General features: G+C 39.2%; 26 protein-coding genes. 8 read left to right on the top strand and 18 right to left on the bottom strand.

Translation table 11 applies throughout. The features are described from left to right. Positions 1 to 21: 21 nt before the first annotated feature. Together MKX66_RS23700 and MKX66_RS23695 are read right to left on the bottom strand one after the other, a co-directional pair. Complete coding sequence (locus MKX66_RS23700; RefSeq protein WP_000621746.1) at positions 22 to 204, bottom strand: sporulation protein Cse60; 183 nt, start codon at positions 202 to 204, stop codon at positions 22 to 24. Between the two features lies 1 nt (position 205). Continuing rightward, positions 206 to 442: a DUF2553 family protein gene (locus MKX66_RS23695; RefSeq protein ID WP_002089059.1), complete on the bottom strand. Its 237-nt coding sequence runs from the start codon at positions 440 to 442 to the stop codon at positions 206 to 208. A 269-nt stretch (positions 443 to 711) separates the two neighbouring features. Here MKX66_RS23695 and MKX66_RS23690 point away from each other — a divergent pair, with 269 nt between their 5' ends. Further along, entirely contained in the window at positions 712 to 1191 is a 480-nt protein-coding gene (locus MKX66_RS23690) for a CarD family transcriptional regulator (RefSeq protein ID WP_002143447.1), read from the top strand. 74 nt (positions 1192 to 1265) lie between these two features. Here the strand turns inward: MKX66_RS23690 and MKX66_RS23685 are convergent, their stop codons facing one another. The 7 genes from MKX66_RS23685 to MKX66_RS23655 all read right to left on the bottom strand — a co-directional run bounded on the left by MKX66_RS23685 (position 1266) and on the right by MKX66_RS23655 (position 5948). Then, entirely contained in the window at positions 1266 to 2051 is a 786-nt protein-coding gene (locus MKX66_RS23685) for a glucose 1-dehydrogenase (RefSeq protein ID WP_002015659.1), read from the bottom strand. A 12-nt stretch (positions 2052 to 2063) separates the two neighbouring features. Then, positions 2064 to 2921 carry a glucose uptake protein GlcU gene (gene glcU, locus MKX66_RS23680; protein ID WP_341087238.1) on the bottom strand — a complete coding sequence of 286 codons (858 nt, stop codon included), beginning with the start codon at positions 2919 to 2921 and terminating at the stop codon, positions 2064 to 2066. 33 nt (positions 2922 to 2954) lie between these two features. Further along, on the bottom strand, positions 2955 to 3377 hold the full coding sequence (locus MKX66_RS23675; protein ID WP_193652331.1) for a DUF3888 domain-containing protein: 423 nt from the start codon (positions 3375 to 3377) through the stop codon (positions 2955 to 2957). Between the two features lie 99 nt (positions 3378 to 3476). Next, positions 3477 to 3710 (bottom strand): molybdopterin converting factor subunit 1, encoded by a 234-nt coding sequence (gene moaD, locus MKX66_RS23670; RefSeq protein WP_002089064.1) that lies wholly within the window; start codon positions 3708 to 3710, stop codon positions 3477 to 3479. A gap of 2 nt (positions 3711 to 3712) precedes the next feature. Further along, the gene (gene moaE, locus MKX66_RS23665) at positions 3713 to 4177 is read right to left on the bottom strand and encodes a molybdopterin synthase catalytic subunit MoaE (protein ID WP_002129479.1); all 465 of its coding nucleotides are present in this window, start codon (positions 4175 to 4177) and stop codon (positions 3713 to 3715) included. Continuing rightward, positions 4174 to 4695: a molybdopterin-guanine dinucleotide biosynthesis protein B gene (gene mobB / locus MKX66_RS23660; RefSeq protein WP_341087237.1), complete on the bottom strand. Its 522-nt coding sequence runs from the start codon at positions 4693 to 4695 to the stop codon at positions 4174 to 4176. The genes moaE and mobB overlap by 4 nt, the downstream gene beginning before the upstream one ends. Continuing rightward, complete coding sequence (locus MKX66_RS23655; RefSeq protein ID WP_193652329.1) at positions 4659 to 5948, bottom strand: molybdopterin molybdotransferase MoeA; 1290 nt, start codon at positions 5946 to 5948, stop codon at positions 4659 to 4661. Before MKX66_RS23655 ends, mobB begins: the two co-directional genes overlap by 37 nt. A gap of 83 nt (positions 5949 to 6031) precedes the next feature. Between MKX66_RS23655 and moaC the strand changes: the two genes are divergently transcribed. Further along, positions 6032 to 6517, top strand: coding sequence for a cyclic pyranopterin monophosphate synthase MoaC (moaC, locus tag MKX66_RS23650; protein WP_002129484.1), 486 nt, complete (start codon positions 6032 to 6034; stop codon positions 6515 to 6517). A gap of 42 nt (positions 6518 to 6559) precedes the next feature. Here the strand turns inward: moaC and MKX66_RS23645 are convergent, their stop codons facing one another. The 7 genes from MKX66_RS23645 to MKX66_RS23615 form a co-directional block, all read right to left on the bottom strand. Further along, a complete protein-coding gene (locus MKX66_RS23645) occupies positions 6560 to 7573 on the bottom strand; it encodes a molybdopterin-synthase adenylyltransferase MoeB (RefSeq protein WP_002190938.1) in 1014 nt (337 codons plus the stop codon). Between the two features lie 16 nt (positions 7574 to 7589). After that, positions 7590 to 8603 (bottom strand): GTP 3',8-cyclase MoaA, encoded by a 1014-nt coding sequence (gene moaA, locus MKX66_RS23640; protein ID WP_002138702.1) that lies wholly within the window; start codon positions 8601 to 8603, stop codon positions 7590 to 7592. Continuing rightward, positions 8587 to 8775 carry a hypothetical protein gene (locus MKX66_RS23635; RefSeq protein ID WP_002089074.1) on the bottom strand — a complete coding sequence of 63 codons (189 nt, stop codon included), beginning with the start codon at positions 8773 to 8775 and terminating at the stop codon, positions 8587 to 8589. The genes moaA and MKX66_RS23635 overlap by 17 nt, the downstream gene beginning before the upstream one ends. 25 nt (positions 8776 to 8800) lie before the next feature. Then, positions 8801 to 11374, bottom strand: a complete 2574-nt coding sequence (locus tag MKX66_RS23630; protein ID WP_341087234.1) for a BclA-related collagen-like exosporium protein — start codon at positions 11372 to 11374, stop codon at positions 8801 to 8803. Positions 11375 to 11495: 121 nt separating this feature from the next. Further along, positions 11496 to 11819, bottom strand: a complete 324-nt coding sequence (locus tag MKX66_RS23625) for a hypothetical protein (RefSeq protein ID WP_002143452.1) — start codon at positions 11817 to 11819, stop codon at positions 11496 to 11498. Positions 11820 to 11839: 20 nt separating this feature from the next. Then, positions 11840 to 12064 (bottom strand): spore germination protein, encoded by a 225-nt coding sequence (locus MKX66_RS23620; protein ID WP_000512595.1) that lies wholly within the window; start codon positions 12062 to 12064, stop codon positions 11840 to 11842. Between the two features lie 76 nt (positions 12065 to 12140). Next, positions 12141 to 12446 carry a rhodanese-like domain-containing protein gene (locus MKX66_RS23615; RefSeq protein ID WP_000141214.1) on the bottom strand — a complete coding sequence of 102 codons (306 nt, stop codon included), beginning with the start codon at positions 12444 to 12446 and terminating at the stop codon, positions 12141 to 12143. 199 nt (positions 12447 to 12645) lie between these two features. Here MKX66_RS23615 and MKX66_RS23610 point away from each other — a divergent pair, with 199 nt between their 5' ends. Then, positions 12646 to 12828: a hypothetical protein gene (locus tag MKX66_RS23610; protein ID WP_002015640.1), complete on the top strand. Its 183-nt coding sequence runs from the start codon at positions 12646 to 12648 to the stop codon at positions 12826 to 12828. 48 nt (positions 12829 to 12876) lie between these two features. Here the strand turns inward: MKX66_RS23610 and MKX66_RS23605 are convergent, their stop codons facing one another. Continuing rightward, positions 12877 to 14001 (bottom strand): alpha/beta fold hydrolase, encoded by a 1125-nt coding sequence (locus MKX66_RS23605; protein WP_061689112.1) that lies wholly within the window; start codon positions 13999 to 14001, stop codon positions 12877 to 12879. 152 nt (positions 14002 to 14153) lie between these two features. Between MKX66_RS23605 and MKX66_RS23600 the strand changes: the two genes are divergently transcribed. The 5 genes from MKX66_RS23600 to MKX66_RS23580 all read left to right on the top strand — a co-directional run bounded on the left by MKX66_RS23600 (position 14154) and on the right by MKX66_RS23580 (position 19323). Further along, positions 14154 to 16358 carry a spore germination protein gene (locus tag MKX66_RS23600; RefSeq protein WP_341087233.1) on the top strand — a complete coding sequence of 735 codons (2205 nt, stop codon included), beginning with the start codon at positions 14154 to 14156 and terminating at the stop codon, positions 16356 to 16358. A 16-nt stretch (positions 16359 to 16374) separates the two neighbouring features. Further along, positions 16375 to 17469, top strand: a complete 1095-nt coding sequence (locus MKX66_RS23595) for a spore germination protein (protein ID WP_326997189.1) — start codon at positions 16375 to 16377, stop codon at positions 17467 to 17469. After that, positions 17445 to 18524, top strand: coding sequence for a Ger(x)C family spore germination protein (locus MKX66_RS23590; RefSeq protein WP_326997190.1), 1080 nt, complete (start codon positions 17445 to 17447; stop codon positions 18522 to 18524). Before MKX66_RS23595 ends, MKX66_RS23590 begins: the two co-directional genes overlap by 25 nt. Positions 18525 to 18616: 92 nt before the next feature. Continuing rightward, positions 18617 to 18802, top strand: a complete 186-nt coding sequence (locus MKX66_RS23585) for a hypothetical protein (protein WP_002129504.1) — start codon at positions 18617 to 18619, stop codon at positions 18800 to 18802. Positions 18803 to 18900: 98 nt separating this feature from the next. Beyond that, positions 18901 to 19323, top strand: a complete 423-nt coding sequence (locus MKX66_RS23580; RefSeq protein WP_002034433.1) for a haloacid dehalogenase — start codon at positions 18901 to 18903, stop codon at positions 19321 to 19323. Positions 19324 to 19367: 44 nt separating this feature from the next. On the opposite strand, the gene MKX66_RS23575 is transcribed toward MKX66_RS23580, so the two are convergent. Continuing rightward, on the bottom strand, positions 19368 to 20369 hold the full coding sequence (locus tag MKX66_RS23575; RefSeq protein ID WP_341087230.1) for a VrrB protein: 1002 nt from the start codon (positions 20367 to 20369) through the stop codon (positions 19368 to 19370). Between the last annotated feature and the right edge of the window lie 109 nt (positions 20370 to 20478).

The following is a 20478-nucleotide window of genomic DNA, read 5'->3' as shown; positions in this document are numbered from 1 at the left end:
GCTGGCTCACCCAGCTCTTTTTTATGCTTTATAAACGATCATTGCTGAAAAACAATAAATTTGATTTTCATCATCGTTAATTGAAACACCAACTTGATACTTTATATCTACAAAATTTCCATCATCAATTTTTTTCAAAAATACATTTACAGCGTCTTCTAAGTCTTTTTCATGACTTTCATCAAACACTTTCACACGAATCATGTTAACACCATCCTAGATCGCAGCCCTCCGCCGCTTGTTTATTGCCACGGTGCGTATCTATGATGCGATAAAACTTTCCATCTTCATATATATATCCGTCTTCTAACACATATTGTTTATCTTCAGTATAGACATAAAACTTACCTATCATAAACTTACTCGTATATAATTCCAAATAATCTTGCCTAAATTTGGCTACAACTTTATTTGTAATATCAATTCTAATTGTGCGCCCCACCTTCTCTCCCTCCCTTGCAAAGAACGGATTTAGGTATATTGTATTAGCGATTTTATATTTTATGCTTAAAAATAAGTGGATATGTCCTCTTTCTGCGCCTGTACTATTTTTCTAAAAAAATTCCCCCTATTTATTCAACTTATAAGAGCAAAAAAAACGACTTTTATATATTGACTACAGTATATCAGATATGATATTATATAAAATTTGACATTTTTATCCTAGTATGTTATCATTAAAAGTAGTTACCACATACGGAGGTGGATGATTTGTTTCAAATTGGTGATAAAATCGTTTATCCAATGCACGGTGCAGGAATCATCGAAGCAATTGAAGAGAAAGAAATATTAGGCACTACGCGTCAATATTGTGTTATACGCATCATTAGTAAAGATATGCAAGTAATGCTTCCGATAAATCAATTACAAAAATCAGGTATACGTTATATCGTCGATAAAGGTACGTTAGATGGTATACTTCTTGAATTTCATCATGGGGAATCAGACCCCTCACTCTCTTGGAAACAAAGATATACAATGAATATGGAAAAAATGAAGAACGGCAATCTTCAAGATAGTGCAGAAGTTGTTCGTGATTTACTTCGTCGCAATAAAGAAAGAGCATTAAATGCGAGCGAAAAACAAATGCTAGATAATGCGCGTAAAATGGTTATTAGTGAAGTTGCGCTCGTACAGAATGTTTCAGAACATCAAGCAACAGAATTTCTTCAAGATACAATCAATCATTAATTTTAAAAATAGCCGACCGCTATTTTTTTTTGCGTAAAAAAGGCCAAAGAGTTAAATCTCTTTGGCCTTTCATATTACCCACGCCCCGCTTGAAACGATGGATATAAAGTCATTCCACCATCTGCAAATAACGTAATTCCAGTTACGTAACTTGCCTCTGCTGAAGCAAGCCACGTTGCTACTGCTGCGATTTCTTCAGGTTTTCCAATGTAACCCATTGGAATCATACTTTCTACGTCGTCACGTTTTTTCGGGTCAGCAAATTTTTCAGCATTAATTGGCGTATTAATTGCACCAGGACCAATATTATTTACCCGAATACCTTTTGGTGCATATTCTAACGCTAACGTTTCTGTCATAAGCTTAATGCCTCCCTTACTAGCCGCATAATGCACAAATAATGGCCACGGGATTTTCTCATGAACACTAGACATATTAATAACCGAACCTTTAATATCGTGTTCCACAAAATATTTAATCGCTTCACGACTTCCTAAAAAAGCACCTGTTAAATTTGTATGAATTACTTTATTCCAATCCTCTAACGGCATTTCATGCGACGGTACCGCGTTTTCTATCCCTGCATTATTAATCATAACGTCGAGCGTACCAAACTCTTTCACAGCAGATTGAATGAGATTCACAACATCTGCCTCGACCGTCACATCACCTTTTACAGCAATCGCTTCTCCACCTACCTTTTTTATTTCTTCTAATACATCGTTCGCTTCTGACTCTCTTGAGCGATAGTTAATAACAACTTTCGCCTTCTCTTTAGCAAATCTTACTCCCATGGCTCTTCCAAGACCAGTTGCTGATCCTGTAATAACGACGACTTTCCCTTCTAAATCGCTATACATTTTAATACCTCCTTAACTTTTCGCAATTCCCAGCATAATTCCAGCTGCAATGATAAAAACGATACCAATAACAATCCCAATTAATTGACGCTTCGTTTTCCTTTCACCTAATATAAAAATCCCGCCAAGCGTCGAAATAATAATTCCCATTTGTGAAAGGGAAAAGCTTGTTGCGACCCCAACTCTTGGCTGCGAAATGAATAAAAACATATTTCCAGCTGCCCAAATCAATCCTGGAAGAATATTTCGAATCGCATATTTATTGAATGGATGATGTTTAAATGTGAGTAAAATCCCGCCTAATACCATACCGACCGCTTGTGGTAATAAAGCCGACCAACCGTTCACGTTAAATAACCGGATAACTACTACGTAAACTAAATAACCGACTGTTGAAATTAATAAAATAATAATTCCTTTTTTAAAATTTCCTGCTTGCTCTGCATTCTTCTCTTCTTTACTTTGCAGCGATGTTAAAATAACCCCGATAATAATACAAACGAGCGCCAAAACTCCAAGAACGACCGATATCGTCGTTGACCATTCATGAAACACGATAACCCCAAATAATGTTGTCGCGACTAATTGAAGCCCTGTTGAAATCGGCATCGTCCTAGAAACACCCATTAAATCAATACTTTTTAATTGATTCGCTTGACCAAGTGCCCAAAATAAGCCAGATACAATTCCAACTCCAATAACGGTCGGAGTTAATACCGGCTTCATAAAAATATAAACAACAATTGAGAAGATAAGTGCACCGAACGTTGTACCGAGCGTTTGACTATACGGTCCCCCGCCCAGTTTCACGTTAAATAGCACAATACTCCCCCAAAATACAGCTGGTAAAATCGCTAAAAGTATATCCATCGCTCATTACCTTTCTCTACAAAATGTCATAGGTTATCGCTCTAAATCATTAGAGTGAGCTTTTATTTTTTCGTTTTTTCGTGCACAAATCTTTTCTACAATAGCACCAGAAACATTCTTTTCTCGCTCCACTTTCTTTATCCTTATGTGATCTAAATTGTCTTCCAAAGTAAGTGTAACTTTATCATTCGGCGGATTATGTGCCCCTTGAAATGTAAGAAATTGTATCGTAACTTCAAACCTAGGAACAAACTCATCTTTCTTGCCTAGACGCTTTATATTTGTAACTGAGTCACATTCATATTGATCTTCTGTCACTTGCCTTATAACCGAGTAATATCGATTCAGTAACGCACTTTCTAAAAGCTGTTCCGTCGATTCTTTTGCCAAAGAATTGCTTGGAGAAAAGAAAAAAACAGAACATATCATTGCAAGCATTACACATATCTTTTTCATAACTTCCTCCTTTTCCTATAAGATAGTGTTCTCCAAAATGCCATAAAAAAACGACTTTCCCTATTTAGGAAAGTCGTTTTTCATAGCATAAATCCAATATTAACCACCACTCACTGGTGGTATTAGTGCAACTACATCACCAGTGTGTATCGTGTCATCTTCATTTGCGTACTCTTCATTAATCGCAACCATAATTGGCGCTGAAACTGGTACATTATATTCTTTCGCAACAATATCTTTTAACTCTGCAACAGTAATATTTTCTTTCTCTATTTGTAATTCACTCGTTCCTGCTTCTTCTTGCAAGTTCGCAAATAACAATACTCGAATCATATTTATAACTCCTTCCCAGGCTCTCCTGCTGGATATGGTGTTTTTTCTAATTGGTCACCAATCCATGAGTCACCATCTTCCCAAAACTCCTTTTTCCAAATTGGAACAATTTGCTTAATACGCTCCATAATATATTCATTCGCTTCATAAGCCTCTTTGCGATGAGGCGTTGATACAGCAACAACAACCGCTATATCAGAAATTTGCAGCGTGCCGATGCGATGCGTAATCGCAACATGTGTACCGGGCCACTTCTCCTTCACTTCTGATCCAATTTTCTGTAGCATCTTTTCTGCCATCGTCTTATAAGCTACATACTCTAAGTATAGTGTACGACGCCCTTTCGTAAACTCCCTAACTGTCCCGATAAATGTTGTAACAGCACCACATTCACGGCGAACTACTTTCTTTGTCACCTCTTCAATCGAGATTTCTGTATCAATTACTTCATAATACGTATTTATCATTTTGCACCCCTAGCTGTTTGTAAAAACCAGTCTATATACAATTTTTCTTCTGTTATATGAAATACTTTATATTCTTCTCCTACATTTGACGAAGCATCATACCACGTAATAACTGCCGCTATATTTTCTACTTTATGTAAAAGTTCAGCGTCTTCCGCAGAACGAAGTAACACTACTTTCGGATAGTTCTCAGCTTTATAGCCCTCTATTAAAATCGTATCTACTTCAAAAAATTCGTACAAGCGGATAATTTCTTGCAAGGACCATTCATCTCGCAAAGAGGACAAAGATAGTAATCCAGCACCTTCTACACTACTTACTACAGCACCAGCTTTTCGGTGTCTTTCACTATCTTTTTGCGCTACTTCAGGAAAGCCCCCGTGACCATGATGTTTAATTGTAGCAACCTTCATTTCTCTTTCAGCTAATGCGTGTACCATCTTCTCTACAAGTGTTGTTTTCCCGCTATTTTGATACCCTACTATTTGTAAGATTGAAGAGGCTTTGCCCACGGCCAATCACTTCCCTCAGAGCATTCTAACAATAATACAGACACTTTCATTCCTGCTTCAAATCCTCTCGTTCCTCCAGGCAGCACGATAAAAGCATTTGCATCCGCAAGTGAAGAGACCGCACTCGATTTATCTAAACCGACTGGCATCGCTTGTAGTGCCCCATTAACAATACTCGCTTTCGCTCTTACAAAACGAGTAAACGGATTTGGTTTCGGAAAATCTTTTTGTAAAATAGCATCAGTTCTATATACGTGAGGCTCCTTCGCATGTAAATACGTTTTCATAATTGGATGTACAAATAATTCGAAACCTACATAACAAGCTGACGGATTACCTGATAAACCGAAAAGTAACTTTCCATCAACTTCAGCTACTGTCGTTACACTTCCTGGTCTCATCGCTATTTTATTAAAGAGTACATTCGCCTGTAACCTTGCATAAATAGCCGGTAAGTAGTCGTAATCTCCTACTGAAACACCGCCCGTTGTAATTAAAATATCAACCTCGCCCATCGCTGATTTAACGGCTGTAAAACATGCATCTAACTCATCAGCAAGTTGTCCATAGTAACGCACTTTTCCGCCAGCTTTCATAATTTGAGCGGCAATCATGTAAGAGTTACTATTTCTAATTTTTCCTGGCTCTAACGCCTCATGCACTTCTAGTAATTCGCTGCCCGTCGTTACAATACCGACAACAGGCTGTTTTACAACTTTCACAGTGCTATATCCAAACGTCGCTAATAATGCGGCAACACCTGGATTGATTACAACACCTTTCTTAACGAGGACTTGATTTTGTTTTATATCTTCTCCTTTAAATGACACATTGTCACCGTTTTGGAAAGGACGTTTTAACTTCATATATGTACTTTCGTTCCTCTCGAATCCTTCCGTCAGTTCTAGCATTACGACTGCATTGCAATCTTCTGGAATAGCTGCTCCTGTCATAATACGAACCGCCTGAAAAGCCCCTACTTCTTCTGCAAAAACAGATCCTGCTCCGATCTCTCCTATTACTTCAAATTCAATCGGCTGCTCTTGACTCGCTTCCTTCGTGTCTTCTGCTCGAATTGCGAAACCATCGTAAGGAGAACGATCAAAGTGAGGAACGTCGTGATCTGAGACAACATCCTCTCCAAGAATCCTCCCATAACTTTCTGTAATAGAAACTTCTTCTACTTCACCATGCTTAGCATATTTCATAACCCGCTCTACAGCCTCAGCAACTTGAATCGGGATTCGTTTTTCTACCATTGTTTCTCACCTCATATTTGCAAAATATCTAATCTCGATTACACTTTATATATTAAATCGCAATTACTTCAAGGAGGAATTCCATGTCTTCATTCACACATTTCAACGACCAAGGGCGCGCTAAAATGGTTGATATAAGTGACAAAAAAATAACCGTTCGAACAGCAATAGCATGCTCTAGCATTCTCGTTACAAAAGAAATTTTTGATAAAATCTCACGCAACGAAATTGGTAAAGGTGACGTATTAGCCGTCGCACAAATCGCAGGTATTATGGCTGCAAAACGTACTTCTGATATTATCCCAATGTGCCATCCTTTATTATTAAAAGGTGTTGATGTCTCTTTCGATTGGAAACAGTCAGAAGAACAATATCGGCTACTTATTGAAGTAAAAGTTAAAACAGAAGGTAGTACCGGCGTTGAGATGGAAGCTTTAACAGCTGCTTCCGCTACCGCTCTTACTGTATATGACATGTGTAAAGCCGTTGATAAGGGTATGATTATTGGCGAAACGTACTTACTTGAAAAAACGGGCGGAAAAAATGGAGATTATATTAGAAATTCTTAATCCTACCTTTTCCATTTGAACCTAAAGGATTCCCCTTTAGGTTCAACCTATATATCTTGCATATAGTCGTTTCGCAACATTCATATCATTCGTACCATGAATAAACGCCCTGCCATCTGTAAATAAAACAAAACGATATTCTTCCACTGGAAATGATAATAAGTACGGCGTTGCTTTTACATCCACACTTTTTTGTAAGCGCTTTTTAATTTCTTCTAAATTAAAACCCTGACGCACACCTGGACGGATTTGAACTGTATTTCGCCCACATAATACTTCTGTTTTCGTTTGTGCTTCAAATGTTAAACTCGGATATGTACGTAACTTTCCACAGGATAAACATGTATCCTTTTTCTGCCTATTCACTTTAAATGCCATCTGTTGATTATTCCAAAGATCAAATGATAGCATCGTTTCACGAAGTGCCTCAAAATCTTCTACTAATATTTTCAAGGCTTCCGTTATTTGATGTGCAACTACTAATTGCACTGCTGGCTGTATAATACCGGCCGTATCACATGTCGCTCCGCTCGCCGGATGTTCCATTAAACATCGAAAACACGGCGTTTTTCCTGGCAAGATTGTATAAGTTACTCCGTAACTTCCAACGCATCCTCCGTATATCCACGGAACGTTATACATCTGCGATATATCATTAATAAGAAGGCGCGTTTCAAAATTATCTGTCGCATCTAATATTAAATCTACACCTTTAATTAACTCTTCCATTTCTTGCACCGTTACATCAGTCACAACCGGTACAATTTCTACTTCGGAATTAATTGCCTTTAAATGTTCTGCTGCCGCTATTGCTTTCGGTTTATAATGCTTTGCATCTTCTTCTGTATATAATTGTTGCCTTTGTAAATTACTCCATTCTACATAATCACGATCCGCAATTGTTATTTTTCCAACACCTGCTCTAACAATTGCTTCTGCATTCGCTGCTCCGAGTGCACCAGCACCGATAACGAGCACATGCTTCCCTCTTATTTTCCGTTGCCCTGCTTCCCCAACACCAGAAAATAACATTTGTCTTGAATATCGCTCTTGCATACGACATCCCCCTTTCTTATCCTCCTATATAAGACATTTCAATTTTCGGACGATTTTTCGCACTTTCTTCTGTCCGTTCATCTGAATATCGATCTTTTCTATTCTCCCATACATATTGTATAGCTTTTAATAACTCATTATCCGAAAGGTTCTCCCTCAGAAGTTTCCTTAAATCCATTCCTTCTGTTGCAAACAAGCAAGTATAAAACTTTCCATCTGCCGAAATTCTTGCTCTCGTACAAGAAGAACAAAATGACTCAGAAACAGAGGTAATAAAACCAACCTCTACATTCGTTCCAACGTATCGATACCGCTTCGCAACCTCACCAAAATAATGAGCTTCAGCTGGCTCAATTGGATACACCCCATGAATCATATCAATTAATTCTCGTTTCGTAATAACTTGATCAAAATTCCATCCATTCGTACTGCCAACATCCATAAACTCAATAAATCTAAGCGTGATTCCTTGTTCTTTAAAATACGTAGCAACCGGAAGTACTTGATGATCATTCATTCCTTTTTTCACAACCATATTTACTTTCACTTCAAGGCCTGCTTCTTTCGCTGCCATAATTCCTTTTAACACTGGCTTCGTATTCATATTCCGGCCATTAATTGCGCGGAACACATTATCATCTATCGCATCCAAACTAACATTTACTCGGTGTAACCCAGCTTCTTTTAACGCCTTCGCTTGCTTCGTTAAATGAATCGCATTTGTCGTTAATCCTATATCTACTAAACCGTCAATTTTCACGAGACGTTCGATAAGTTTTGTTAAGTCCTTACGGAGCAAGGGTTCGCCACCAGTAAGTCTAATTTTCCGTACACCGATGCTAACAAATACTTTTGCTAATCGCTCTATTTCATCAAATGTCAGTAAAAACTCATCTTTCAAAAAAGCATAATCAGGACCAAACACTTCGGCTGGCATACAATACGTACACCGTAAATTACAACGATCAATGACAGAGATGCGTAAATCTTGAAGTGGGCGTCCGAAAAAATCTTTAACCTTCTCCTGCATCGCCACTCTCCCTTTCTGCCAAATTTATACCTCTCTTCATTCTATTATAATATATTTTTGAACCGCGATGTTTTTGCTCAAGTGAATAAAGTGAAACTTTAATCAGTGGGGGTTTTGTCCATCCCCACTGATTATTAGCCCACAAATAGAGGGATAAAAAACCTTGAAACATAAAAGTTCCAAGGTTTTTTTGCTTATTAACTTAATCTAATAATAGTTAGAGTAGCTCCTGGCGTTGTCGTAGATAATGTAGCCACTGCAAGTAATCCAAATAACTGTAAACTAATAGCAGAGCCCGCAGCTAAATTACTAATAATTGTCGCATTAAATGAACCTGTAGCCACTGCCGGTGAATTTATTGTTCCTGCTAGCGGACTTCCATTTACAGTTATACGCGAACTTACAAGTAAAGCTGCCGTTATATTAATTGTGTAGGCTATATAATAATTACCTGCATTTGTAACGGTAAACACAGTATTTCCACCACTAACTGTTATTCCCGGTCCAATATTTTGATTGTTCGGTAATGGTATATTCGTACCCCCTAACAACACGGAAATAGCACTTCCTGAAGTATTATTTGCAAAGGAATACGTTGCAGTTGTACTAACTCCAGTCACCCCGGTCGCTCCAGTGGCTCCTGTTGCTCCCGTTGGACCTTGGATTCCTTGTGAACCTGTCGCTCCTGTTGCCCCCGTTGGACCTTGAATTCCTTGTGAACCTGTCGCTCCTGTTGCCCCCGTTGGACCTTGAATTCCTTGTGGGCCTTGCGCTCCTGTTGGACCCGTGTCCCCGGTTGGGCCTTGTGGACCTTGTAAACCTTGCACACCTTGCGGACCAGTTGGACCTATTTCTCCTTGCACACCTTGTATTCCGGTTGGGCCTTGTGGACCAGTCGGACCTTGCACTCCTTGTATCCCTTGAATTCCCTGTGGGCCTTGTGCTCCGGTTGCACCTGTTGCCCCTTGTATCCCTTGTGGGCCTTGACCTCCTTGGATTCCTTGAGGACCTGTTGGACCTTGGATTCCTTGCGGGCCTTGAATTCCTTGCGGCCCTTGATCTCCCGTTGCTCCCGTTATACCTTGGATCCCTTGTGGACCTTGAACACCTTGCGGACCGGTTGGGCCTATGTCTCCTTGTACTCCTTGTATTCCTTGTGGACCCTGCAGCCCCGTTGCTCCGGTTGCACCAGTTACTCCAGTTGCTCCTGTTGGCCCTTCCCCTGTCACCCCTGTTGTACCCGTATCTCCAGTTACTCCTGTCGGACCTTGGATTCCTTGAATTCCTTGTGGGCCTTGCACTCCTTGCGCACCCGTCGGTCCTTGAATTCCTTGGATACCTTGAACTCCCTGCGGACCCATTGGACCTGTTGGACCTATATCCCCTTGAGTACCTTGCACTCCTTGCGGGCCCTCTGGACCTGTTGCTCCTATATTCCCTTGAACACCTTGAACTCCAGTTGCTCCTTGTGCTCCGGTTGCTCCTGTTATACCTTGAATCCCTTGCATTCCCTGAATTCCTTGTGGACCTTCTGGACCTGTTACTCCTATTGGTCCTTGAATTCCTTGGATTCCTTGTGGGCCCTCTGGACCTGTTGCTCCAGCTGGTCCTGGCACTCCTTGTATTCCTTGCGGACCCTGAAGTCCTTCTGGGCCTTCTGGGCCTGTTGGTCCTATATCACCCATTGGCCCTTGAATCCCTTGGACTCCTTGTGAGCCTGTGTCTCCGGTTGGACCAGGTACCCCTTGTATTCCTTGTGGGCCTTGATCTCCTGTTGCTCCTGTTATACCTTGAGGTCCTATGGCCCCTTGTATACCTTGCGGACCTTGATCTCCAGTTGCCCCCGTTATCCCTTGAATTCCCTGAACCCCTTGGATTCCTTGTTCACCAGTTACTCCTGTCGGACCAGGAATGCCTTGAATACCTTGCGGACCTTCTGGACCCGTTGGTCCAATTGGCCCTTGAACCCCTTGTATTCCTTGCAGGCCCTGTACTCCTGTTTCTCCTGCACTTCCAGTCTGACCTGTATTTCCAGTCACTCCCGCACTTCCAGTTACCCCAGTATTTCCAGTCGCTCCCGTCGCACCTGTACTTCCACTCGGTCCACCTCCTGGCCCTGTCGCACCAGTTGCTCCAGTCGGACCTGGAGGTCCTCCAGATGGGCCGGTTATCCCTGTTGGACCTGTTATTCCAGTCGGACCACTAATCCCCTGACCAGTCACTCCTGTTGCTCCCGTATTTCCACTCGGTCCTTGTGGGCCTTGTACCCCTTGAGCTCCTTGTATTCCTTGTGAACCTGTTGCACCCGGTACCCCTTGCACTCCTTGAATTCCTTGAGGTCCCTCTGGCCCGGTAGCTCCAATCGGCCCCTGTAATCCCTGTATCCCCTGTATACCTTGTGCCCCAGTCGCTCCGGTCGGACCAATCGGACCTTGTAACCCTTGCACTCCTTGAGGTCCTGTCGCTCCAGTTTCTCCCTGTGGTCCCCTTAATCCTTGTGGTCCCTGCTGTCCTTCTGGTCCTGTTGCACCCATTTGTCCAACTGGTCCTTGAATCCCTTGCACTCCTTGAGGTCCTGTCGGGCCCATCTCCCCCATCGGACCTTGAAATCCCCTTGGTCCTTGTGGGCCAGTCGGGCCTTGTGGACCGGTTGGACCAGTAATCCCAATGCCAGTAAATCCCGTTGGAACGGGAGGAAAGGTAGGTCCAATAAGATTCGGTGAAATTCTGAAATTAGAGTTTAATGAATTTTGTCTATCACGCTCTTTCACACTTTCACCACCTACACACCATCTTTTTTACTTTAAACAAACCTCTTCTTCTTAATATGTATTTACAAAAACAATCTCAAAGACTATTTTTATTTTAAATAATAAAAACTCCCTTAATTCCTTAAGGGAGTCCCGCAATTGAATCCATATTATCTGTATTCGGGACAGCTTGCGCTATACCCGATGCATTTACACTTTGCCCCATATTTGTTCCTGTTAAAGTACCAGCAGGGGTACCTCGTGTATAGGTTGTCGTCACCGAATCTCCCGGTTGTAAACACAGCTTCGTCTCCGTCCCTATTACTGTAACAACATCAATCCAAGTGCAACCCGTTGAACCACTATACGATTTCGTAGCAGTAAATGAAGTATCACTCAAATTGTCACCTGTAAATATATTCCCAGTATTATTAACGATAATAAATTCTTTAATACGTGCAGGCATACTTACACTCTACCTTTCCTTTATGCACCTAATGTACGTGTACTCGTCGCTAATGGCGGAAGAAACACTGATGTTCTAATCACAGCTTCTGGCTGTCGTTTCCCATTTAAAAACACAGCCGCACTCGATCCTCCAGCACCAGCATATATTTTTGCCACAGCTAAAGGTGAGATATCATAACAGTCGCCGACATTAACAGCTCCTGTATTATTAATAATTTTTACTTTACGCATGTTAATTCCCATTTCCCCTCCCCCTTTTGTATACTGTATGCAAAAGAAAAAAACTTGAAACAGACTCGTTTCAAGTTTTTGCAGCTACTTATTTAGTTTCGCCTTCATATTGAAGCATACCGCCAACCATATTCACTGTTTTAAATCCTTGCTCATTTAAATAATGGCATACATTTTCACTACGCATTCCCGAACGGCAAATAAAGATATATTCATTCTCTTTCTCAAAGAAATCTACTTTATTTGGAATATCGCCCATTTTAATATGTACAGCTTCCGGAATTTTCCCTGCCGCTACTTCTTCATCTTCCCTTACATCTACTAAAAATAATGTTTCTCCATTTTCTAAACGCTCTTGCACTTCTTCTGTAGTAATTGTTTTTACTTCTGTCATATGTAGTTCCTCCTTATATACAATAAAACCTTCAGTTTCTTCTTTAAACAATCATTTCTCATCAATTTTAGCATGCGAAGGAAGGAACGCAAAGAATGGAACATTTATTTCTCAATTTCCCCGCAAAACTTATTCTTTACAAACATAACTGGCCCATTGTATCCTCAATATACTTGTTTGATGAAAGGAGCCAGTTAAAATGACACTTTTTCTTTTCATTATGGGCATCATTTTCTTAGTTTTTGCAGTTATTGCTCTTAGTATGAAAAATAATAAAAAGATAAAATCCCCTCAAGAAATGTCATTCTTATTTCTATTACTTAGTATAGCTTTCTTCGGTTTATCAGTCGCTTCATATATTTTCCGTCTGCAAATCATGTAAAAAAAGGTGCCTACTATAAATCATGCACCTTTCCACATTAATTATTTCCTACACAAAACTAGATACTTTCCGATTTAAAAACTCGTAAACTTTCTTTTCAAACAAATGAACATCTAATGCCCCAGCCATATGCCCATTTATACTTTCTATCTCATATACTTCTGCATATTTCCCCTGTTTTTGCAAAATGTCTACCATTTTATAATTATAACGAGGTGGCTGAAGTAAATCTTGTTTGCATGGAATCATGAGTACATTCGCTTCTATATTAGAAAGAGCCTCTTCTAAAGAAGAAAATCCATGCGCAATATCATGTAATAAGACTGCTTTCGCAGTGTACATCCACGAATTTGCATCTACTAAATCTATACTTTTGCATGTCACTTTATTAATCTCTTTCTCAAATGATGTTAATGCAGAAAATTCCTGATAAGGTGCCATTTCTATACTGTTCCGTGGGAATGCCATTTCATAAAAATGTTCATCAAACGCATTCATAAACATCATTCGATTTGCTAAATGAAGACCCTTCGTTGGCTGCTCTTCTCCATACTTTCCACCTTTCCAGTTTGGATCAAGCTGAATTGCTTCAATCGCATTTTGCGCTACATTTCCCGACGTTATAATTGGATTTTGTGGATTCGTAATAACTCCAATCACTCGCTCTACCATATGAGGATAGTGAACAGCCCATTGCTGCGCAATCATCCCACCTGCCGACGGTCCCATTACAGCATGTAGCCTAGCAATCCCCATATCTTTTATTAACTCATATTGCATACGTGCTACATCTAAAAATGTGAAAACTGGAAAATCCATCGCATACTCAAAACCAGTCATCGGATTTATCGATTTTGGTCCCGTTGTAATTACGTAGGGATTCTTCACCTGTACATTACAAAGGTTATCAGTGCATATAACGAAATATTTATTTGTATCAATTGCTTTTCCAGGCCCAATTAATCCATCCCACCAACCAGCTTCCTCATCATGCTCTGTATATTTTCCTGCCGCATGACTTGTTGCACTAAAATAGTGACAAACCAAAATCGCATTTGATCTTTCTCTATTTAAAGTGCCATACGTCTCATACCCCATTTGAACAGGAATTCCCCTGCCATTTTCAAACACAAATTCTTTTAAAACAAACTTCTCCTTTTTTACAATTTGCACAGACTCGCCTTCTTCCCGTCATATTATGAACTGCTTACTAAAGGATTTTTTCTATACAAACCAATCTCCTTCTTCTTTTCATAAATAAATGAATAATATACAAAATTAGCCACAAAATAGCACTATATTACAAGATCAAAGAGGGCATACATATGATTTGGAATTGGTTACGTAAGAAAAAAAACTCAAATACAAAAGAGACAGATGATTCGAAACAACAGCCGGATGATCAAAAGGAACATAACAAAGATAAGAATGGCGAGCCAAAAAGTACGGAACAAACTGAGGATAATTCTCAAAATAAGCAGCAAAGTTCTAAACAAGAGGATAATTCTCAAGGTAAGCAGCAAAGTTCTAAACAAGAGGATAATTCTCAAGGTAAGCAGCAAAATTCTAAGCAAGATGATAATTCTCAAGACAAACAACAAAATTCTAAACAAGAGCATTCTTCTCAAAACAAGCAACAAAGTTCTAAACAAGAGGATAATTCTCAAAACAAACAGCAAGGTTCTAAACAAGAGGACTCTTCTCAAGACAAACAGCAAAGTTCTAAACAAGAGGATTCTTCTCAAGACAAACAGCAAAACTCTAAACAAGATGATAATTCTCAAAACAAACAACAAAGTTCTAAGCAAGAGGATTCTTCTCAAAACAAACAGCAAGGTTCTAAACAAGAGGACTCTTCTCAAGACAAACAGCAAAGTTCTAAACAAGATGATTCTTCTCAAGACAAACAGCAAAGTTCTAAACAAGGTGATTCTTCTCAAGACAAACAGCAAAATTCTAAGCAAGATGATACTTCTCAAAACAAGCAGCAAAATTCTAAGCAAGATGATACTTCTCAAAACAAACAGCAAAGCTCAGGAAGTAACAGCATTTATGACTTTAGCAAACCAGAAAGTGACCATATTCATTCTCTACAAGATTTAATAGAGAAGATGAAACAGTCTAGTGACTTTGTTAATTACCATACATCTGACGATGACACGATGCCTTATTGGATTTCTTACTATCGTCCTTCACTTGATGGTGAGAAATTGCAAAAGTATTTAATGCCTACTCTAATGGAACGTCCTTGCGCTCCATTAGAAGAATTAAAAGAACATATTCCGATGAGTGGTATTACAATTACGAATGACTTACAAAAAATTGAGGACATGGTTTTAAAAGGACATGCAATTATTCAATTAAATCAGCAAGATCAAAAGTGTATGCTTGCAAATATTGCAATTGATAATTATCGTGCACCAACTCCTCCATTAAATGAATCAACTGTTATCGGACCTCAAGAAGGCTTCGTAGAGGATATTGATACGAATATTAATTTAGTACGAAAACGCCTTCCTGTTTTAGATTTACACACAAAAGAGATGATTATTGGAGAGTTTTCAAAAACAAAGGTTGTCATGATGTATTTAGACAACCTTGCCGAAAAAGATAATGTAGACTTTCTAGAAGAATCACTTCGAGCTCTTGAATATGATCAAATTAACGATAGTGCTTATATACAGGAATTAATGGGTGAAAAGTCAATTTTTCCTCTCTATATAAATACAGAACGCACTGATAGAGTCACAAAAGCACTTATTGATGGAAAAATCGCTATTTTTGTTGATGGTTCTCCAAGTGTCCTATTAACGCCTGTATCATATTTCGATTTTTTCATTTCACCAGAAGACTATAACGTATCTTGGCTATACGCGACATTTTCAAGAATATTACGCCTTATCGCAGTTCTATTCTCAATTTGTGCCACACCGCTATATGTCGCTATTTTAAATTATCATTACGAGCTCATTCCAAGTGATTTGCTTGAAACATTGATTTTATCAAGGGCACAAGTACCCTTCCCACCTTTAATCGAGGCGCTCTTTTTAGAATTAGCCATTGATTTATTAAGAGAAGCTGGCGCGCGATTACCAATGAAAGTTGGACAAACACTAGGTATTGTAGGCGGTATTGTAATTGGGCAAGCATCTGTACAAGCTGGTTTAACGAGTAATATTTTATTAATTATCGTTGCTTTATCAGCGTTAGCTTCCTTTATTACGCCCATTTATAAAATGGGTAACGCCGTTCGTTTACTACGTTTCCCATTTCTCGCATTTGCAGAAATAGGTGGGCTCTTCGGTATATCTCTTGGATTTATCTTTTTATTTACCCATTTGTTTAGACTTACTTCTTTACGTAAGCCGTACGCTCTCTTTTATCCAACGAGACAACAATCCTTTAAAGATTCTTGGATTCGTTTTCCATTAACAATGATTGATACTCGAGATGTTCAAGCAAGACCGCAACACGTAAAGAAAGCAACTAATGGAATTTCTACAAAACATACGTCAGATTTTGATGATTAAGAAATGAGGTGCATCGATGAGTAAAATTAAAGCAGAACACCAAATATCACCCGTCTTCGTTTTCTTTTTAATTCACGGTGCACAATTTGGTGCTGGTGTTCTCGGATTCGCTCGAATCATTGCAAAAGCCGCTGGATACGACGGCTGGATGGGTGTTCTAATCACAGGAATCTGTATCCATATTCTTATATGGATGATGTATTTCTTATTAAAAGAAACAAACGGGAATTTAATCGACTTACATCGGCAAACATTTGGAAAGTGGCTAGGAAACGGCATTAATATCATCTTTGCTGCTTATTTTTTAATCGTCAGTATTTCCGTCATTCGAACATACGTTGAAATTATTCAAGTGTGGATGTTTCCTACCGCTTCCACTTGGATGTTAACACTATTTTTATGCTTAGTTAGCTATTACATTATCTCTTCTGGATTTCGTGTAATTACCGGCATTTGTGTCATCTCAGTTGGTGGTACATTAGGATATTTATTTCTTAGCCTATTCGTTTTGAAATACTCTCATTGGCCTAATTTACTCCCTATATTCACACATTCTTTTTCAGATATTTTAAAAGCCGCTCAACTGTCAATCTACAGTATGACCGGTTTTGAGGTTTACCTCATGGTTTATCCATTTGTGAAAAACCCTAAACAATCTCATAAATTCGCTCAATATGGGGCACTATTTTCAAACCTACTATATTTATTTAGTACCCTTTTAGCCTTTGCGTTTTTTAGTGAAAAACAATTATTAAAAACAATATGGTCCCAACTTTCTATGACCCAAGTCATTCAATTACCATTCATAGAAAGGCTAGAATATATTGCAATTTCAGCTTATGCACTCGTTATTATTACAAGCTTTATCCTTCCTTTATGGTCGGCAACGAGAGCAACTCACGAAATATTCCGTGTAAAACAAAGAGGTGTTCTAATCGCTTTCATCTTTATCACTCTCATTGTTTCACAACTTTTAACAAACAGGCACGATATTAATAATTTTATTAGTAACGCATCAAAAGTTAGTTTTTGGCTCATTTATGTATACATCCCAATCCTATTTATTATTGTGTGGGTGAAAAGAAAATGGAAAAAATCAAAAGCAAATTAATACTCATTTCTTGCATAACACTCTTTAGTCTAACTGGGTGTTTACAAAAGAATATTATCGATGACGTACACCTTATCCAAGGAACTGTCTTTGATGTAGCAAAAGATAATAAAGTAAAAGTGACATTTGTTTGTCCTATTCAGCAAAAAGGTAACAAAGTTCAAGTTTTTGAAGGTACGGCAAATGCTGTAAAACAAGTAAAAGCAGATACATCTTTAGAATCTTCTCAACCATTCGCTAGCGGACAAATGCGTGTTGCTCTATTCACCACCAGAATTGCCAAGAAAGGAATGGTTGCTTCCTTCGATACATTAATTCGCGATGTAAACATTGGGAATGCCTTATATGTTGCTTTACTTGAAGGTAATGGCACTGAACTTTTAAAAGGAAAGTACACGACTTCATCCAACGTTGCCATTTATATAAAAAAAATGCTAGAACATAATATGGAAACTGGTCCTCTACCAAAAGATAACCTGCATTTAGGAGCATTCCGTTATTATCGAGAAGGACAAGACTACTATATTCCAATTTTAAAAAAGCATGGTGATAAAATAAAAGTCATTGGAATTGGCCTTTTTAAAAAGGATAAATATGTTGGTAAAATTGCGGAAAAAGATATGTTTATATTCAAAGGACTTTTAGAGAAACATAAGTTGGATTCACATGAATTTAAAGCAACTCCTGGGTACGTAATGATTAATAATATTCGTTCTGTTCCAACATACGATATAAAAATAAAAAATGGAAAGCCTTCTTTTTCCATTCATGTTAAGCTTGATGCTCGTATTCAAGAAGTATCGAAACAAATTAACTTAGAAAATGCAAAGAACACAAAAAAGATTGAGAAGGCCGTCCAAAAACAATTGGATATAGAAGGTAACAAATTAATTAAGCAATTCAAATCTTTAGGCGTCGATCCTCTCGGGCTAGGAGCTAAATATAAGCAACATTATCGTCCATTTAAATTAGAAGAGTGGAAAAAAATGTACAAAGATGTCCCTGTTAACATAAAATACACCATAAATATTACAAATTCTGGTGTGATTGAATAAGTTAACGATTGAACTCCCCTCTCTGGCATGGTACAACGGAGAGGGGAGTTTTTATTTTTAAATAGAGAAAAGGGATATTTACGGGGGAGCTTATGTCTAAAAAATTAGTAAAGCCTATTTTAAATGGTATTTTATTTCTCGGCGTCTTTTTATTTGCTCATACATACTTAAAAAATGTTTCTTTCACACGTTATTTACTTGTAGTTATACCAATGCTACTCATCGGAATGTTTGGCATCGATCTTATTTTATCCGTTTTAATTAAGAAAGAAGAATAACGAGCGAACATCTTATTTCTCATAAGATGTTCTTTTTATTTAATAACTACCTTATGTTACAATAAAATTCGGCATAACGTAAGAAAGGATGAAACAACATGACAAACGAAAAAGGTTTAGATAAAGGATACGAACTTGTTGCAAAAATGCATGAAGAATTCGGACATCCTGTGACAAGTACTCCAACAAAACTAACAGAAGAGCGTGCAAAAATTCGTGCTAGCTTTATGCAAGAAGAGCTAGAAGAATTTCTAGAAGCAACAACTGTTGAAGATCAATATGATGCACTTATTGACCTTATTTACTTTGCATTCGGAACGTTTGCAGAAATGGGCGTACGTCCAGATAAAGGATTCGAAATTGTAAACAATGCTAACATGGCAAAACTATTCCCTGATGGAAAGCCTCGATTCCGCGAGGGCGACGGCAAAATTATGAAACCAGAAGGATGGCAAGCACCGGAACCACAACTTCGTGCGGAAATCGAACGCCAACGTCAAGAGGCAGAAAAAAACTGCTAGGATCTCCTAGCAGTTTTTTATTATGTCTTTTTTCCTTTGGTCTATTAATGACCCACGTGTCCCGCGTGTCCTGCTGCTCCTGCAGTACCAGCTGCTGCTCCTGCTGCCGTCCCTGCTCCAATTCCACCTGCCCAAGGCTGTTGTTGCTGCTGATACTGCTGGTATTGTTGTTGACCTTGATGTTGTTGTTGACCTTGATGATGCTGTTGGCCTTGATGATGCTGTTGACCTTGATGATGCTGTTGGCCTTGGTGATGGTGTTGGCCTTGATGATGGTGTTGACCTTGGTGATGGTGTTGACCTTGGTGATGATGTTGGCCTTGGTGATGCTGTTGGCCTTGGTGATGATGTTGACCTTGATGAGTTTGATAAAGGACAGCCTGCGGGTGAATTTGATGATGACCTTGGTGATGTACTTGTTGCTGATGGTGGCCGTGGTGTTGATGATGACCATGATGACCGTGGTGTTGATGCTGGCCTTGGTGACCATGATGATGTGTTTGATAAAGGACAGCCTGCGGATGAATTTGATGATGACCATGATGATGTACTTGTTGTTGATGATGGCCATGATGCTGATGATGGCCGTGTTGTTGATGATGACCGTGATGGCCGTGATGCTCATGATGTACATGATGACCGTGATGACCGTGATGACCGTGATGCTCATGATGCACATGATGACCGTGAACACCTTGAGGAAAGCCGCCGATCCCACCTGCTACAACACCAACGCCAGGTACAGGAAATCCTGTTTGTACACCGCCAACGAAAGATGGGAATGTAGTTGGCATACCTACAGGAACTCCTCCTTGTGCACCTCCTACTAGTGCCGGAAATCCTGTTTGCGCTCCAGCTACTGACGTTGGAAATCCTGTTTGTACACCCGCCACTGACGTCGGAAATCCTCCAGCTGCTCCTCCCATCCAACTTGGAATTCCGCCATATCCGTGTTGACCATCTCCTCCCATGAACATCATTTGTCCATAACTATCCGATCCACCTCCGAAGAAGCCATGTGGTGCATTATTGTCCATCCCTTTCATTCCTTTCACCTCTTCTGTTCAATTTAACCTACCTTTTTTATCATATTTTCTATAGAAGAATAGGTGTTTGTCTATATGGGAATTCCGCGCCTTTTTCTTCGTTCTTCAT

It is taken from the genome of Bacillus sp. FSL R9-9530 (assembly GCF_038008145.1).
GTDB classification, from domain to species: domain Bacteria; phylum Bacillota; class Bacilli; order Bacillales; family Bacillaceae_G; genus Bacillus_A; species Bacillus_A mycoides.
This window is presented reverse-complemented; position numbering and strand designations above follow the sequence as displayed.

Coding starts and splice junctions, on each gene's coding strand:
- MKX66_RS23700 (WP_000621746.1), bottom strand. CDS start 204: ATGATTCGTGTGAAAGTGTTTGATGAAAGTCATGAAAAAGACTTAGAA.
- MKX66_RS23685 (WP_002015659.1), bottom strand. CDS start 2,051: ATGTATAGCGATTTAGAAGGGAAAGTCGTCGTTATTACAGGATCAGCA.
- glcU (WP_341087238.1), bottom strand. CDS start 2,921: ATGGATATACTTTTAGCGATTTTACCAGCTGTATTTTGGGGGAGTATT.
- MKX66_RS23675 (WP_193652331.1), bottom strand. CDS start 3,377: ATGAAAAAGATATGTGTAATGCTTGCAATGATATGTTCTGTTTTTTTC.
- moaD (WP_002089064.1), bottom strand. CDS start 3,710: ATGATTCGAGTATTGTTATTTGCGAACTTGCAAGAAGAAGCAGGAACG.
- moaE (WP_002129479.1), bottom strand. CDS start 4,177: ATGATAAATACGTATTATGAAGTAATTGATACAGAAATCTCGATTGAA.
- MKX66_RS23655 (WP_193652329.1), bottom strand. CDS start 5,948: ATGGTAGAAAAACGAATCCCGATTCAAGTTGCTGAGGCTGTAGAGCGG.
- moaC (WP_002129484.1), top strand. CDS start 6,032: ATGTCTTCATTCACACATTTCAACGACCAAGGGCGCGCTAAAATGGTT.
- MKX66_RS23645 (WP_002190938.1), bottom strand. CDS start 7,573: ATGCAAGAGCGATATTCAAGACAAATGTTATTTTCTGGTGTTGGGGAA.
- moaA (WP_002138702.1), bottom strand. CDS start 8,603: ATGCAGGAGAAGGTTAAAGATTTTTTCGGACGCCCACTTCAAGATTTA.
- MKX66_RS23635 (WP_002089074.1), bottom strand. CDS start 8,775: ATGTTTCAAGGTTTTTTATCCCTCTATTTGTGGGCTAATAATCAGTGG.
- MKX66_RS23625 (WP_002143452.1), bottom strand. CDS start 11,819: ATGCCTGCACGTATTAAAGAATTTATTATCGTTAATAATACTGGGAAT.
- MKX66_RS23620 (WP_000512595.1), bottom strand. CDS start 12,064: ATGGGAATTAACATGCGTAAAGTAAAAATTATTAATAATACAGGAGCT.
- MKX66_RS23615 (WP_000141214.1), bottom strand. CDS start 12,446: ATGACAGAAGTAAAAACAATTACTACAGAAGAAGTGCAAGAGCGTTTA.
- MKX66_RS23610 (WP_002015640.1), top strand. CDS start 12,646: ATGACACTTTTTCTTTTCATTATGGGCATCATTTTCTTAGTTTTTGCA.
- MKX66_RS23600 (WP_341087233.1), top strand. CDS start 14,154: ATGATTTGGAATTGGTTACGTAAGAAAAAAAACTCAAATACAAAAGAG.
- MKX66_RS23595 (WP_326997189.1), top strand. CDS start 16,375: ATGAGTAAAATTAAAGCAGAACACCAAATATCACCCGTCTTCGTTTTC.
- MKX66_RS23590 (WP_326997190.1), top strand. CDS start 17,445: ATGGAAAAAATCAAAAGCAAATTAATACTCATTTCTTGCATAACACTC.
- MKX66_RS23585 (WP_002129504.1), top strand. CDS start 18,617: ATGTCTAAAAAATTAGTAAAGCCTATTTTAAATGGTATTTTATTTCTC.
- MKX66_RS23580 (WP_002034433.1), top strand. CDS start 18,901: ATGACAAACGAAAAAGGTTTAGATAAAGGATACGAACTTGTTGCAAAA.
- MKX66_RS23575 (WP_341087230.1), bottom strand. CDS start 20,369: ATGAAAGGGATGGACAATAATGCACCACATGGCTTCTTCGGAGGTGGA.